The sequence below is a fragment of the Kluyvera sp. genome (genome assembly GCF_047971185.1).
Lineage (GTDB): Bacteria > Pseudomonadota > Gammaproteobacteria > Enterobacterales > Enterobacteriaceae > Kluyvera.
Map to the genome: position 1 here is coordinate 34,374 of NZ_JBKDZH010000109.1, position 13,088 is coordinate 47,461.

Annotated in this window: 14 protein-coding genes; 3 read left to right on the forward strand and 11 right to left on the reverse strand. The window is 57.1% G+C overall.

What is annotated here, in order from left to right:
* Positions 1 to 8 precede the first annotated feature (8 nt).
* The 4 genes from ACK5JN_RS21790 to ACK5JN_RS21805 are packed head-to-tail and all read right to left on the reverse strand — an operon-like array spanning position 9 to position 3,316.
* Complete coding sequence (locus tag ACK5JN_RS21790) at positions 9 to 668, reverse strand: methionine ABC transporter permease (protein WP_416872089.1); 660 nt, start codon at positions 666 to 668, stop codon at positions 9 to 11.
* Positions 665 to 1,456 carry a methionine ABC transporter ATP-binding protein gene (locus tag ACK5JN_RS21795; protein ID WP_416872056.1) on the reverse strand — a complete coding sequence of 264 codons (792 nt, stop codon included), beginning with the start codon at positions 1,454 to 1,456 and terminating at the stop codon, positions 665 to 667. The genes ACK5JN_RS21790 and ACK5JN_RS21795 overlap by 4 nt, the downstream gene beginning before the upstream one ends.
* On the reverse strand, positions 1,453 to 2,259 hold the full coding sequence (locus ACK5JN_RS21800; protein WP_416872057.1) for a MetQ/NlpA family ABC transporter substrate-binding protein: 807 nt from the start codon (positions 2,257 to 2,259) through the stop codon (positions 1,453 to 1,455). Before ACK5JN_RS21800 ends, ACK5JN_RS21795 begins: the two co-directional genes overlap by 4 nt.
* A 25-nt stretch (positions 2,260 to 2,284) precedes the next feature.
* Entirely contained in the window at positions 2,285 to 3,316 is a 1,032-nt protein-coding gene (locus tag ACK5JN_RS21805) for an isopenicillin N synthase family dioxygenase (protein WP_416872058.1), read from the reverse strand.
* 313 nt (positions 3,317 to 3,629) lie between these two features.
* On the opposite strand from ACK5JN_RS21805, the gene ACK5JN_RS21810 reads away from it, so the two are divergent.
* Positions 3,630 to 3,893: a type B 50S ribosomal protein L31 gene (locus ACK5JN_RS21810; RefSeq protein WP_065356849.1), complete on the forward strand. Its 264-nt coding sequence runs from the start codon at positions 3,630 to 3,632 to the stop codon at positions 3,891 to 3,893.
* On the forward strand, positions 3,893 to 4,033 hold the full coding sequence (ykgO, locus tag ACK5JN_RS21815) for a type B 50S ribosomal protein L36 (protein ID WP_003859006.1): 141 nt from the start codon (positions 3,893 to 3,895) through the stop codon (positions 4,031 to 4,033). The genes ACK5JN_RS21810 and ykgO overlap by 1 nt, the downstream gene beginning before the upstream one ends.
* Here ykgO and ACK5JN_RS21820 read toward each other — a convergent pair.
* Positions 4,030 to 4,728, reverse strand: a complete 699-nt coding sequence (locus ACK5JN_RS21820) for a GNAT family N-acetyltransferase (RefSeq protein WP_416872059.1) — start codon at positions 4,726 to 4,728, stop codon at positions 4,030 to 4,032. The genes ykgO and ACK5JN_RS21820 overlap by 4 nt on opposite strands.
* Positions 4,729 to 4,830: 102 nt before the next feature.
* On the opposite strand from ACK5JN_RS21820, the gene ACK5JN_RS21825 reads away from it, so the two are divergent.
* Positions 4,831 to 6,282, forward strand: a complete 1,452-nt coding sequence (locus ACK5JN_RS21825; RefSeq protein ID WP_416872060.1) for a PLP-dependent aminotransferase family protein — start codon at positions 4,831 to 4,833, stop codon at positions 6,280 to 6,282.
* On the opposite strand, the gene ACK5JN_RS21830 is transcribed toward ACK5JN_RS21825, so the two are convergent.
* The 6 genes from ACK5JN_RS21830 to acrA all read right to left on the reverse strand — a co-directional run bounded on the left by ACK5JN_RS21830 (position 6,251) and on the right by acrA (position 13,037).
* Positions 6,251 to 6,721 (reverse strand): YlaC family protein, encoded by a 471-nt coding sequence (locus tag ACK5JN_RS21830; RefSeq protein WP_416872061.1) that lies wholly within the window; start codon positions 6,719 to 6,721, stop codon positions 6,251 to 6,253. The genes ACK5JN_RS21825 and ACK5JN_RS21830 overlap by 32 nt on opposite strands.
* A gap of 105 nt (positions 6,722 to 6,826) precedes the next feature.
* Positions 6,827 to 7,381 carry a maltose O-acetyltransferase gene (gene maa / locus ACK5JN_RS21835; protein WP_416872062.1) on the reverse strand — a complete coding sequence of 185 codons (555 nt, stop codon included), beginning with the start codon at positions 7,379 to 7,381 and terminating at the stop codon, positions 6,827 to 6,829.
* Positions 7,382 to 7,516: 135 nt separating this feature from the next.
* Positions 7,517 to 7,735, reverse strand: coding sequence for an HHA domain-containing protein (locus ACK5JN_RS21840; RefSeq protein WP_064547995.1), 219 nt, complete (start codon positions 7,733 to 7,735; stop codon positions 7,517 to 7,519).
* A 26-nt stretch (positions 7,736 to 7,761) separates the two neighbouring features.
* Positions 7,762 to 8,136, reverse strand: a complete 375-nt coding sequence (gene tomB / locus ACK5JN_RS21845; protein ID WP_106927922.1) for an Hha toxicity modulator TomB — start codon at positions 8,134 to 8,136, stop codon at positions 7,762 to 7,764.
* 535 nt (positions 8,137 to 8,671) lie between these two features.
* On the reverse strand, positions 8,672 to 11,818 hold the full coding sequence (acrB, locus tag ACK5JN_RS21850) for a multidrug efflux RND transporter permease subunit AcrB (protein ID WP_416872063.1): 3,147 nt from the start codon (positions 11,816 to 11,818) through the stop codon (positions 8,672 to 8,674).
* A 22-nt stretch (positions 11,819 to 11,840) separates the two neighbouring features.
* The gene (gene acrA / locus ACK5JN_RS21855) at positions 11,841 to 13,037 is read right to left on the reverse strand and encodes a multidrug efflux RND transporter periplasmic adaptor subunit AcrA (RefSeq protein ID WP_416872064.1); all 1,197 of its coding nucleotides are present in this window, start codon (positions 13,035 to 13,037) and stop codon (positions 11,841 to 11,843) included.
* Positions 13,038 to 13,088: the final 51 nt, after the last annotated feature.

Sequence of the window (13,088 nt, forward strand, 5' to 3'; positions counted from 1 at the left end):
GTGGGCTGTTAGCGCCGATGCGCCAGCGAACGGACCAGTCGATCGCCCCCCATCTGCACGCCCTGTACCATCAGCACCAGAATCAGCACCGTGCCGACCATAATCTGATCGTTAAATCGCTGATAGCCGTAGCGAATGGCTAAATCGCCCAGCCCGCCGCCGCCGATAACGCCGGCCATGGAGGAGAAGCCTATCAGCATCACGATCGTTAAGGTCGTCGCGGCCAGCAGTGCGGGCAGAGCTTCCGGCAGCAGCGCTTTGGCGATGACGTGCCAGGCGCTGCCGCCCATCGACAGCACCGCCTCAATTCGCCCGTAATCCACTTCATCCAGCGCGCTTTCGGTCAGGCGGGCGAAGAAGGGAAACGCGCCGATAGTGATGGGCACGATGGCGGCGGTGCTGCCGAGGGTGGTGCCCACCAGCAGGCGGGTGAAGGGGATCAGCGCAATCAACAGCACAATAAACGGCAGCGAGCGCCCGGTGTTGATGATGGCCCCCAGCACGGCGTTTAGACGCGGCATGGGCACCAGCCCCTGGCGGCGCGAGATAAACAGCAGCACGCCTAGCGGCAGACCGATCAATACGGTAAACAGCGCCGCCAGGCCGACCATATACAGCGTCTCCAGCGTACCGTTGACCAGCAGCGGCCATAAATCTTCCCAGCTCATGCGACTATGCATAATTGCCTCCTGTCCAGACCGTGACGCGCGAGGAACCGGCGCTCTTCGTCGCCGTCACCCAGTAAAATATCCCGCAGGCGCGACCAGGGAGAGGCGAGCAGGTCGGCGATTTTGCCGCTCTCCTGCAGCTCGCCGCCTTCCAGCAGCGCCGCGTGATCGCACAGATTTTTCACCACCTCCAGCTGGTGGGTGATGAGCACAATCGTCAGCCCGAGCTGTTGGTTAATGGTCTCCAGCAGCGCCAGCACGCTGGCGGTGGTTTCGGCGTCGAGCGCGCTGGTGGCTTCATCGCACAGCAGCACATCCGGTTCCGCCGCCAGCGCGCGGGCGATGCCGACGCGCTGCTTTTGGCCGCCGGATAGCTGGGATGGGAAGGCATCGGCTTTGTCGCTCAGCCCCACCAGCGCCAGCAGCTCTGCGACGCGCGCTTGCCGCAGCGCCTTTGCAACGCCCGCAATCTCCAGCGGCACTGCGACGTTATCCGCAACGCTGCGGGCGTGCAGCAGGTTGAAGTGCTGAAAAATCATGCCGGTTCGCAGACGATGGGCGCGAAGCTGTGCCTTGTCGTACTGGGCGATATCTTCGCCGTTGAACAGGATGCGGCCCGCGCTGGGCCGCTCCAGGAGGTTCAGACAGCGGATCAGGGTACTTTTTCCCGCGCCGCTGCGCCCGAGTATCCCGTAAATCGCCCCTTTCGGAACGTTAAACGACACGTTGTTGAGTGCCGGTTGGCCGCCTCCGGCATACTGCTTGCTCAGCCCTTCAATGACGATCATGACTGCGGCGCGCTAACCGGGATCACCGAGCCGTTGTAGCGCTGGCGAATAAACTCCGCCACCTGCGGCGAGGTCAGATCTTTGGCCAGCTCTTTGACACGCGGATCGTTTGCCAGCTGCGGGTTTGTCACCAGAATATTGGCATACGGGTTATGCTCCGCGCTCTCCAGCCCCAGCGCGTCTTTCGATGGCGTCAGCCCGGCTTCCAGCGCGTAGTTGCCGTTGATCACCGCCAGGTCGACATCATCCAGCGAGCGCGGGATCTGCGGCGATTCCACTTCGAGAATTTTCAGCTTATGCGGATTCTCAACGATATCTTTTGGCGTCGCCAGCGTGGTGGCCGGGTCGGTAAATTTGGCCGCCAGTTTAATCAGCCCTTTGCTTTGCAGCAGGAACAGGGCGCGGCTCAGGTTGGTGGTGTTGTTTGGCACCGCCACGGTTGCGCCTTCCGGCAGCGACTGGAGATCCTTATGTTTGTGCGAGTAGATGCCCAGCGGCTCAATATGCACGGTCGCGGCGACGGCAAAGGTTTTACCCAGCGCTTTTTCCTGATCTTTCAGATACGGCACGTGCTGGAAGTAGTTGGCGTCCACGTCGCCGTTGGCCAGCAGTTCGTTGGCGTTGACGCCGCTGGTCAGCTCGACGATTTTCAGATCCAGCTTCGTATCCTGTTTCTTAATAAAGTTGAGAATTTCCGCGTGCGGAACCGGGTCGGCGGCGATGCGCAGCGGTTCGGCGGAGGCGCTCCAGGCCAGAGAAAGAGACAGTGCAACTCCTGCCAGTTTGAATGCGGCATGTTTCATGGCGTGTTTCCTTATTGTTGTGTTATCAGGCAATCAGTTGTTCGCTGCGGGCGCGCAGCACGTCACGGTAATAGCGTTCCGCCACGTCCGGGTGGGATCGCAGGCGGCCTTTCAGGTAGTTCCAGCCCACGTCCCGTAACAGCGGGTTCTGCGGATCGCTCTGCGGCCCGCTCGCTTCCCGGGCCAGCGCCTCCGGCAGCGAGTAAACCGGCACCACGGCGTCCAGCTGAGCGCCGAGGAAGAAGGCGATCGACAGACGCTGCTTGTTGGCCGGCGGCGTGACCACGCGATGGACGGTGGCGCGCAGATAGCCGTTGGTCGCCAGCTCCAGCAGTTCGCCAATATTCACCACAAAGCTGCCGGGCAGCGGCGCGGCGTCGATCCACTGACCTTCGCTGACCTCTACCTGCAGGCCCTTCTGGTCGTCCTGCAGCAGGAAGCTCAGGAAGCCGGAATCTTTATGTGCGCCAACTCCCTGGGTGCTGTTCTGCGTCTCCTGCTGGCCCGGATAGCGGATCAGTTTGATATGTTCATTCGGTTTCTCACCGTACAGCGTATCGAACGCTTCGGCCGGCAGCTGGAGCGCCTCAGCAAAGGCGCGCAGCAGCGTCATCGCCATCCCGGTCATTGCCCGCTGCCACTGCAGCAGAACCGGGCGCAGCGAGGGTAACGCCTCCGGCCACAGGTTGGGGCCCTGTAATTGCAGCCAGCGCGGGTCGTGTTCACGTAGGGTAATGGCCTGCCGTTCGGCGCCAATATCAAACTGTTCGCGCCAGTCCGGCTGTCCGCGGGTCAGTTCGGCGGCGCTGCGGTTGTAGCCGCGAAAATGCGGGGAGTGAATCATCGCCACCTGCTGTTTTTGCTCGTCGGACAGGGCGAAAAAGCGGCGGGATTCTGACTGTAACGACTGCTGCAGGGCGTCGTTAATGCCATGGTCGGTCAGATAGAAAAAGCCAACGTCGCGCGCGGCGTGGCGCAGCTGTTGCAGAAACTCGGCGCGTTCAGAAGGCTGGTGGTAGCGTGCCAGGCTGAGGATCGGCAGGGTGGTCAGACTCATCGTGTTCTCCGTTGTGCAGATTAATGCCGTGGTATTCGGGTGGGGCAAATGCGGGATGACAACAACAGCGCTGCATGGGATATCTCCTGAGGGTTGATAACCACAGACTGCCTGATGGCGGAGGGGGCGACCAATAACGTTATTTTCTAATTTATGACGGCGTGGGGGTCTGAGCTTTTGCGAAATATTGCTAAAGCGCACGGCACAAGGCGCTATTGCACTATGCGATTCCCGCAGTAATGCCAGGGTTGCAATTATTTTTCTGACGGCGTATGGTAATTGTTATGTTATAACATATTAAGTAGAGGGCCAGATGAAAGCGAATATCCATCCCCATTACCGCACCGTGGTATTCCACGATACCAGCGCCAATGAGTACTTTAAGGTCGGTTCCACGATCAAAACGGACCGGGAAATTGAGCTGGAAGGTGTGACATATCCTTATGTCACAATTGATGTTTCCTCCAAATCGCACCCGTACTACACCGGGAAGCAGCGTAGCGTTTCCGCCGAGGGCAGCGTCGCGCGCTTTACCCAGCGCTTTGGCCGTTTTGTTGATGTGAAAAGAGGTTCATGATGCAGGTACTTAACTCATTGCGTAGCGCTAAACAGCGTCACCCGGACTGCCAGATCGTCAAACGCAAAGGGCGTCTTTACGTTATCTGCAAATCCAACCCCCGCTTTAAAGCCGTGCAGGGGCGTAAGAAACGTCGTTAACGGAACGATTCCAGGGACTGGCGCTGCCTGCCGTCGGCGGTAAAGTTGTCGGCGGCAAGCCAGGACTGGAAAGCGCGGTCCAGCGCGGGCCATTCGCCGTCGATAATTGAAAACCAGTCGGTATCGCGGTTGTGGCCTTTAATCACTAACGCCTGACGAAAATGCCCTTCAAATTGAAACCCTAAACGCAGCGCCGCGCGACGTGACGGTTCGTTAAAACTGTTGCACTTCCACTCATAGCGACGGTAGCCGAGCGTCTCGAAGGCGTAGCGCATCAGCAGCCACTGCGCTTCCGTTGATGCGGGCGTGCGGCTAAGCAGCGGCGAAAAGTGGACGTGCCCGACCTCCATCACGCCGTGATTCGGGTCGATACGCATTAAGGCCAGCGAGCCCACGGGCTGCTGAGTACGCGTATCCACTACCGCAAAATGCAGCGGATCCGCCAGGGATTCCACGCTCGCGACCCACTGACGGTATTCCTCCTCCGAGCTCTCCGGCTCACGCAGCAGCCACGTCCAGTTGCGGGTATCCACAGCCTGCTGATGGGCGGCAAATAGCGCATCCGCATGCCGCAGGCTTAGCGGTTCCAGGCGACAATACCGGCCTTCCAGCACCACGCGCTGTGGATGCGGGCGCGGCTGCCAGTCCGGCAGGGCATCGCCAATTAACTGACCAAATTGATTTAGCTGACTCATAACCTCTCCTGGGGGAATAAATAATACGCCGAGCGTAGGCGTTTACTGGTTCCATAAAAAGTGCCATCACGCTATCTTTTGATGGTGCCACAAGGAGCCACCATGAATATTCCCGACGATCCCTTCTTCAGACTGCTGGCCGATGCGCTTGCGGCACGCGGCGCAGAGACGCTACAGCGTAGCCTGTACGTGACGCTGAGAGACGCCATTCTGCACGGGCAGCTTCAGGCGCAAAGCTGGCTTCCCGGCTCGCGTACGCTGGCCCAGCGGCTGAGCATCTCACGCAATACGGTCAACGCCGCGCTGGAACAGCTGACGATGGAAGGCTACCTGCGCCGCGATCGCCGGGGATCCAGAGTGGCCTCGCTGCCGCAGACGGCGACTGACGCCGACTGCGTCCCGGTCGCTCTGCCGCAGCGGCTGTTGGCCCTGCCACAGGTACAGCCCCGCGATACGCCGCCGCTACTGTTCACCCCAGGCACGCCGGCCATTAACTATTTTCCTTTGCCGCTGTGGCGACGCCTGCTGGATCGCGCCCTGCGCGAAGAGGGCAGCAGCCTGCTCGGTTACGGGGATGCGGCGGGGGAGTGGGCGCTGCGGGCGGCGATAGCCCGCCATCTGGCGCTGTCGCGCGGGATTGATTGCGATGCGCGGCAGATTGTCATCACCGAAGGTGCGCTGGAGGGCGTGAGCCTCTGCACGCAGCTGCTGAGTGAACCAGGGCTGGGGGCGTGGGTAGAGGACCCGGGATATTTTGGCGCCAAAAGCGCGTTTCTGGCGGCGGGGCTGAAGCTGGAGGGCGTGCCGGTGGATCGCGAGGGAATGCGGATTGCCGCCGATTCGCCGCCGCCGAGGTTGATCTTTACTTCGCCTTCTCACCAGTACCCAACCGGCAGCGTGCTCAGCGCGGCGCGGCGGCTGGCGCTGCTGGAATATGCCCGCCAGCACGGTAGCTGGATTATTGAAGATGATTACGACAGTGAATTCCGCTTTAGCGGTGAGCCGATTCCGGCGATGCGCGGCATGGATGATAACGCGCCGGTGGTCTATCTCGGCACCTTCAGCAAGACGCTATTCCCGTCGCTGCGAATGGGGTTTATGGTGCTGCCGCCGATGCTGGCGGCGGCCGCACAGCCCGCGATTCGAGCGCTGTTGCGCGGTGGACATCGGGCGGAGCAGCGGGCGCTGGCGAGCTTTATTGAGGAAGGCCATTATGCCCGGCATCTGGCGGCGATGCGCCGTCTTTATCGCAAGCGTCAGGCGCAGCTGCGTACGGTACTGGCAGACGAGTTGACCGTGCCGCACGAAGTCATGGCGGGCGAGGGTGGGCTACATATGACGGTGGCGATTGAGGGGATTGATGATTTGGCGCTGGTACGTCAGGCGCGGGCGCATCAGATGACGCCCAGCGCGCTGAGTACTTTTTACCTTAACCGCCAGCACGCCCGCACGGGGCTGGTGCTGGGCTATGGTAATACGTCTGCCTCGCAGTTCGCACCGGCAATACGGACGCTCCAGCGGCTTATTGCGCCGCTTCGGCGCGGGCCAGAGTGAAGACGTCGTAGAACGACAGGTCGCCCTTGGTGGTGACCATTTTTTGCAGTTGCGTCTTGTACTGACCGTCGACGCGGCTGGAGTGCAGGATATTCTCAATCAGCTGCGGCGGCACGAAACGGGTGTTGTACCATTCGCCGTTGTAACACACGCGGAAATCGAGCACGTCGATATCTTCGTAGCGGTAGCGCGGGTAGACGTCGAAGAAGAAGAAGCCGTTCAGCAGAGCAAACAGCAGCCACAGCAGCCATACCGAATCGGCCAGCGTTTCGGAGCGCATCATGACCACCAGGGTGGCGAAGAAGGCGAGGTACATGGCGATAAACAGGCCGGGGTGGTTGCGAATAAAGCTGATGCTAAAGCGCGGCCGGTTGTCGCGCTTTTCGCGGGCGTTGAGTTCATCAATGGTTTGCGTGAGTAATCGCTGGATCTCTGACATCTTTTGCTCGGCAACGTAAGGCGGAATAGCCTATTGTATGTTGCGTTAATCCATACAGAAAGTAACAGATCGGTTGCAAAAAAGCATAACAGTCCGCTGCGGGTATCAGGCTAACATTTTGATGATTCGGGCCGGATTACCGCCAACCACCGCGTTGGTCGGGACATCTTTCACGACAACGGCGCCGGAAGCAATCACCGCGTTATCGCCAATCGTCACGCCGGGGTTAATCACCGCGCGTCCGCCAATCCACACGTTGTGGCCTATCGTCACCGGTTTACCGTACTCTATGCCGCTGTTGCGTTCGGCAGCATCCAGAGGATGGGTCGCGGTATAGATATGTACGCCCGGCGCCAGCATGCAGTTGTCGCCAATATGAATCGGGCAGACGTCGAGCATGACGCAGTCGAAGTTAGCGTAGAAGTTGGCACCAAGGACAATATTGTAGCCATAGTCACAGCGGAACGTCGGTTCGATGTAGGCATCGTCACCTTTGCCAAGCAGCTCATGGAGCAGGGCTGCGCGTTCGGCTTTTTCATCCGGGGCCGTATGGTTGTATTGGTGAATCAGCTGTCTGGCGCGGATCCTGTCCGCTTTTAGCGTCGCGTCGGACGGGCGATAAATTTCGCCAGCAATCATTTTACGTTTTTCATCGCTCATGGGCGTCTCCCTCTGACTGGAGCCAACACCTTAAAAGGTGACGGATGATTTGGGAACGTTCCCAATTCATCGATGTGACGCTATTCACACAATAAGGTCACATGAAGGAGAGAAGTCACGCATGAAAAAAGAAAATTAACGGATGTACTTCCACACGGTTGAAGGGATCTTGTCGTACAGTTTATTCATCGTCAATTCTGCGAGGCGATGGTCGGCCGCTGAGTAAAATACCGCCAGTTCATTATCGGAGAGTTCATATTTATTTTTTTCAATCACGCGTTCCAGCGTGTCAATTGACTGACAGCGTCGCAGGCGCATCAAATAATCGGTTTTAGTTAGTGGTTTATCAGACATAATTCACCCATTTGATTGTAATAATTTTAACAAGAAAGGCTAACGGGGTTAGCGCGGCTAGCATTGACAAAACAACGGAAGAGTTTGTTCCCTGACTTCCGCCATTTTTGCAGGTCGACGCTATTAATGCCGTAGTTACTGAATAACATGAAAGTATCATCCAGATATTCATCAATCTGTGCAATCAGTTTATTATCTTCGTCATACTTAATCTTATAATTAAGTGCGAAGGTTGCAATATGTTCTATCAGCTCATTAAGCTGCAGGTTGACCGCCGAGGTAGGGTCATTCACCCAGCCATGGTTACTCTCTTCGAGCGTGGCAAGACAATCATGATACAGGGTTTCACAAAGAAACTTAAGCTGTGCGATATCATGTCTTTTTGGTGAGTATTCGTCCATAACGCATCCCCCTGAATCGTAGTACAAACAACGAATAACAAATACCGGTGCGGGATGGTACTGCTGGCAAACCTGAAACGTGCCCGTGTTCCTGATCTGCTGTAACTATAATCTACTCCGCAAAAGATTTCACCGCGCTATTACGAAAAATTACAATTAAATCTCAGGGGGTTAAATTTTCTATCATCTCACCCATTGGCCTGAGCCTAAAAAACCTAAGGCCTTGTTTCTGCATAAGAAGATAGTATGGGTAATGTGAACTCATCTCCTGATACCGGCGTGCGGCAGGGGGCTTGCCCTCATCGTGATTAGGAATAATCTTAAACTATTTAAGTAAATACGCGTTTTACGGATTATTCGGAATAAATTAAAGATAAATCTCAAATTCTTAAATTGGTTGGATAGCGTTATTTTATTATTTGGGGCGCTTAAATGTTCAGACTTATTAATCACTGATTAAAAAACAGTCTGCACCCGAGGATTTGTAACGCAATAAAAAAAGGGCCGCTTGCGCGGCCCCTGTGATAACACTGTTTTAGTGATGCTCAACCTTGTGGCTGTGCTCAATGTCATCGCTCTTACGACTGAAGCGACGACGCACGACCACGAAGAACACCGGTACGAAGAAGATAGCCAGTACGGTCGCGGTGACCATCCCGCCCATTACGCCGGTACCTACGGCGTTCTGAGCGCCGGAGCCCGCGCCAGAGCTGATAACCAGCGGCATTACGCCGAGGATAAAGGCCAGCGAGGTCATCAGGATTGGACGCAGACGCATACGCACCGCTTCCAGCGTGGCCTCGATAAGACCTTTACCTTCTTTGTCCATCAGGTCTTTGGCGAACTCAACAATCAGGATGGCGTTCTTCGCCGATAGACCAATGGTGGTTAACAGGCCCACCTGGAAGTAAACGTCGTTGGTCAAACCGCGCAGCGTTGCCGCCAGCAGCGCACCAACAACCCCCAGCGGAACCACCAGCATAACCGAGAACGGAATCGACCAGCTCTCGTACAGCGCTGCCAGACAGAGGAAGACGACGATCAGTGAAATCGCGTACAGGGCAGGGGCCTGGTTACCGGACAGACGCTCCTGGTAGGACATCCCCGTCCAGTCGTAGCCGATACCCGCAGGCAGTTTACCCGCCAGCTCTTCCATCAGGTTCATGGCTTCACCGGTACTCTTACCTTCAGCCGCCTGACCCAGGATTTCCATGGATGGCAGACCGTTGTAACGTTCCAGACGCGGTGAACCGTACTCCCAGCGCGAGGTAGAGAAGGCCGAGAACGGCACCATCTGACCATCGCTGCCGCGAACGTACCAGTTACCGATATCTTCCGGCAGCATGCGGTATTTCGCTTCGGACATCAGGTACACCTTCTTCACACGACCACGGTCGATGAAGTCGTTGACGTAGCTACCGCCCCAGGCTGTGCCGAGAGTGGTATTGATGTCGCTGATAGAGACACCCAGCGCCTGCGCTTTTTCCTGATCGATATCGATCTTGAACTGCGGCGTATCTTCCAGACCGTTAGGACGCACGCCGGTCAGCACGTCAGGGTGCTGGGCGATCATCCCGAACAGCTGGTTACGCGCCTGGGTCAGTTTTTCGTGGCCCAGACCTGCCTGGTCGATCAGCTGGAAGTCGAAGCCGGTAGCGGTACCCAGTTCGACGATGGCCGGCAGGTTAAACGCGAACACCATCGCATCTTTAATCTGCGAGAAGTAGCCCATCGCACGGCCGGTAATCGCTTCAACCTTGTTTTCCGCGCCCGGACGTTGGCTCCAGTCTTTCAGCGACACGAACGCGATACCGGTGTTCTGGCCACGCCCCGCGAAGCCGAAGCCGTTTACGGCGAAGACGGATTCAACGTTGTCTTTCTCTTTGGTGAGATAGTAATCGGTCATCTCATCCAGCACTTTCTGCGTACGTTCCTGGGTCGCCCCGGCAGGCAGCTGCGCCATGCTCAGGAATACGCCCTGGTCTTCGTCCGGCAGGAACGAGCTTGGCAGACGCACGAACAGGAAGGCCATGCCGACCACGATGATCAGATACAGCAGCAGGTAACGACCGGTGCTGCGCAGAATGTTGCCTACGCTATCGGTGTAGTGGTGCGTGCTCTTCTCAAACATGCGGTTAAACCAACCGAAGAAACCGGTGGTCGCGCCGTGGCTACCCTTCTGGATAGGTTTGAGCATGGTGGCGCACAGCGCTGGCGTCAGAATCAATGCCACCAGTACCGACAGCGCCATCGCGGAAACGATGGTGATGGAGAACTGGCGATAGATGGCCCCGGTGGAACCCCCGAAGAAGGCCATCGGGATAAATACCGCTGACAGCACCATCGCGATACCGACCAGGGCGCCCTGAATCTGGCCCATGGACTTACGCGTCGCTTCTTTTGGCGGCAGACCCTCTTCGGCCATCACACGCTCAACGTTCTCGACCACCACGATGGCGTCATCCACCAACAGGCCGATGGCGAGCACCATCCCGAACATTGTCAGGGTGTTTATCGAGAAGCCGAACGCGGCAAGTACCGCAAAGGTCCCGAGCAGAACAACCGGTACCGCGATGGTTGGGATCAACGTCGCGCGGAAGTTTTGCAGGAACAGGTACATGACCAGGAACACCAGGATGATCGCTTCGACCAGCGTTTTCACTACTTCGTGAATCGAGATCTTAACGAACGGCGTGGTGTCGTACGGGTAAACAATTTTCAGACCTGACGGGAAGAACGGCTCCATTTTTTCCAGTTCAGCGCGAATGGCGTTCGCGGTGTCCAGAGCGTTGGCGCCGGTCGCCAGTTTAATCCCCAGACCGGAAGCCGGCTGGCCGTTAAACTTCGCTACCACGTCATAGTTTTCGCCGCCGAGTTCAATCTTCGCCACGTCACGCAGGCGAACCTGCGAACCGTCCTGATTCACCTTCAGCAGGATATTGCCGAACTGTTCGGTGTTGGTCAGACGGGTCTGCGCGATGATTGAGGCGTTCAGCTGCTGACCTTTCACCGGCGGCGTACCGCCTAACTGGCCGGCCGCGACCTGGGCGTTCTGCGCTTTCAGCGCGCTGATAACGTCAACCGGCGTCAGCTGGAAGTTATTCAGTTTGTTCGGATCCATCCAGATACGCATCGCGTACTGGGAACCGAACAGCTGAACGTCGCCCACGCCGCTGGTACGGCTGATGGCGTCCTTCATGTTGGCCGCCACGTAGTCGGAAATATCGTCCTGGTTCATGGTGCCGTTGGTGTTGATAACACCGACGACCATCAGGAAGCTGCTGGACGCTTTCTCAACGCTGATACCCTGCTGCTGAACTTCCTGCGGCAGAAGCGGCGTTGCCAGCGCGAGCTTGTTCTGTACCTGAACCTGAGCGATGTCCGGATCGGTACCGGATTCGAAGGTCAGCGTAATGGTTGCGGTACCGGTGGAGTCGCCGTTGGAGGACATGTACATCAGGTGATCGATACCGTTCATGTTCTGTTCGATAACCTGAGTAACAGTGTTCTGCACCGTTTCGGCGTCAGCCCCGGGGTACATGGCCGTGATCGAAATCGCAGGCGGCGCAATCGTCGGATATTGCGCTACCGGCAATTTGAGGATCGATAGCCCCCCAGCCAGCATGATTATGATGGCGATCACCCATGCAAATATCGGGCGATCGATAAAGAAATTAGGCATGTCTTAACGGCTCCTGTTTAAGTTAAGACTTGGATTGTTCTGACTGAGCAGCGCCTGCTGCGGCTTGCTGTTTATCGTCAGAAGTGACTTCCTGGGCTTTTACCTGCACACCAGGTTTCACTTTTTGCAGACCGGTGATGATGACGCGATCGCCATCTTTCAGGCCGTCGGTAACTAACCATTTATCGCCAATCGCCTGTGAAGCAACAATCTGGCGGGTTTCCACTTTGTCGCCTTCGCCGATCACCAGCGCGCTCGCATCGCCGCGCGGCGTACGGGTCACGCCCTGCTGAGGGACCAGCAGCGCCGTTGGATTGGTACCTTCTTCCAGACGCGCACGCACGAACATACCCGGCAGCAGCGTATGGTCAGGGTTCGGGAAGACCGCACGCAGCGTGATAGAACCGGTGGTCTGATCGACGGTGACGTCAGAGAACTCTAAGGTACCGCTCTGCGGATATTTGATGCCGTCGTTGGTCACCAGATCCACTTTTGCTTTACCGTTTTCCTGCTTCAGTTTGCCGTCGGCCAGCTCCTGCTTCAGGCGCAGGAAATCGTTGCTGGACTGGGTCACGTCAACGTAGATAGGGTCAAGCTGCTGTACGGTTGCCAGCGCGGTGGTCTGACCGTTCTGCACCAGTGCGCCTTCGGTGACCGACGATTTACCAATGCGGCCGCTGATAGGGGAGGTCACTTTGGTGTAAGCCAGGTTGATACGCGCAGTTTCTACCGCGGCCTTCGCCGCAACGACGGCTGCGTTCGCCTGCTGGGCATCCGCGACGGCAGAATCATAATCCTGACGGCTGATGTACTGGGTACCCAACAGTTTGGAGTAACGGTTGACGGTCAGCTTAGCAATGCTCGCTGCGGCTTCCGCTTTGGCGAGATCGCCTTTCGCGCTTTCATAAGACGCCTGATAGGTTGCTGGATCAATCTGATACAGCGACTCACCCGCTTTGATTTCGCCACCTTCGGTAAAGTTACGCTTCAGGATAATGCCGCTAACCTGCGGGCGAACTTCTGCGATGCGAAAGGCGCTGGTACGGCCAGGGAGTTCTGTCGTGATTACAAGAGGTTCAGATTTGAGCGTCACAACGCCCACTTCCGGCATTTGTTGTGCTCCTTGCTGAGCTGGTTTGTCGTCACATCCTGTTAGCGCTAAGCTGCCTGAGAGCATCAGAACGACCGCCAGAGGCGTTAACCCTCTGTTTTTGTTCATATGTAAACCTCGAGTGTCCGATTTCAAATTGATCAATGGAACAAGCGTCCA

Excerpts from the sequence above, each read along its gene's own strand:
- ACK5JN_RS21830 (WP_416872061.1), bottom strand. The coding sequence starts at position 6,721 with ATGTCAGAGATCCAGCGATTACTCACGCAAACCATTGATGAACTCAAC.
- ACK5JN_RS21795 (WP_416872056.1), bottom strand. The coding sequence starts at position 1,456 with ATGATCGTCATTGAAGGGCTGAGCAAGCAGTATGCCGGAGGCGGCCAA.
- acrA (WP_416872064.1), bottom strand. The coding sequence starts at position 13,037 with ATGAACAAAAACAGAGGGTTAACGCCTCTGGCGGTCGTTCTGATGCTC.
- acrB (WP_416872063.1), bottom strand. The coding sequence starts at position 11,818 with ATGCCTAATTTCTTTATCGATCGCCCGATATTTGCATGGGTGATCGCC.
- ACK5JN_RS21810 (WP_065356849.1), top strand. The coding sequence starts at position 3,630 with ATGAAAGCGAATATCCATCCCCATTACCGCACCGTGGTATTCCACGAT.
- ACK5JN_RS21825 (WP_416872060.1), top strand. The coding sequence starts at position 4,831 with ATGAATATTCCCGACGATCCCTTCTTCAGACTGCTGGCCGATGCGCTT.
- ykgO (WP_003859006.1), top strand. The coding sequence starts at position 3,893 with ATGCAGGTACTTAACTCATTGCGTAGCGCTAAACAGCGTCACCCGGAC.
- tomB (WP_106927922.1), bottom strand. The coding sequence starts at position 8,136 with ATGGACGAATACTCACCAAAAAGACATGATATCGCACAGCTTAAGTTT.
- ACK5JN_RS21840 (WP_064547995.1), bottom strand. The coding sequence starts at position 7,735 with ATGTCTGATAAACCACTAACTAAAACCGATTATTTGATGCGCCTGCGA.
- ACK5JN_RS21800 (WP_416872057.1), bottom strand. The coding sequence starts at position 2,259 with ATGAAACATGCCGCATTCAAACTGGCAGGAGTTGCACTGTCTCTTTCT.
- ACK5JN_RS21820 (WP_416872059.1), bottom strand. The coding sequence starts at position 4,728 with ATGAGTCAGCTAAATCAATTTGGTCAGTTAATTGGCGATGCCCTGCCG.
- ACK5JN_RS21805 (WP_416872058.1), bottom strand. The coding sequence starts at position 3,316 with ATGAGTCTGACCACCCTGCCGATCCTCAGCCTGGCACGCTACCACCAG.
- ACK5JN_RS21790 (WP_416872089.1), bottom strand. The coding sequence starts at position 668 with ATGAGCTGGGAAGATTTATGGCCGCTGCTGGTCAACGGTACGCTGGAG.
- maa (WP_416872062.1), bottom strand. The coding sequence starts at position 7,381 with ATGAGCGATGAAAAACGTAAAATGATTGCTGGCGAAATTTATCGCCCG.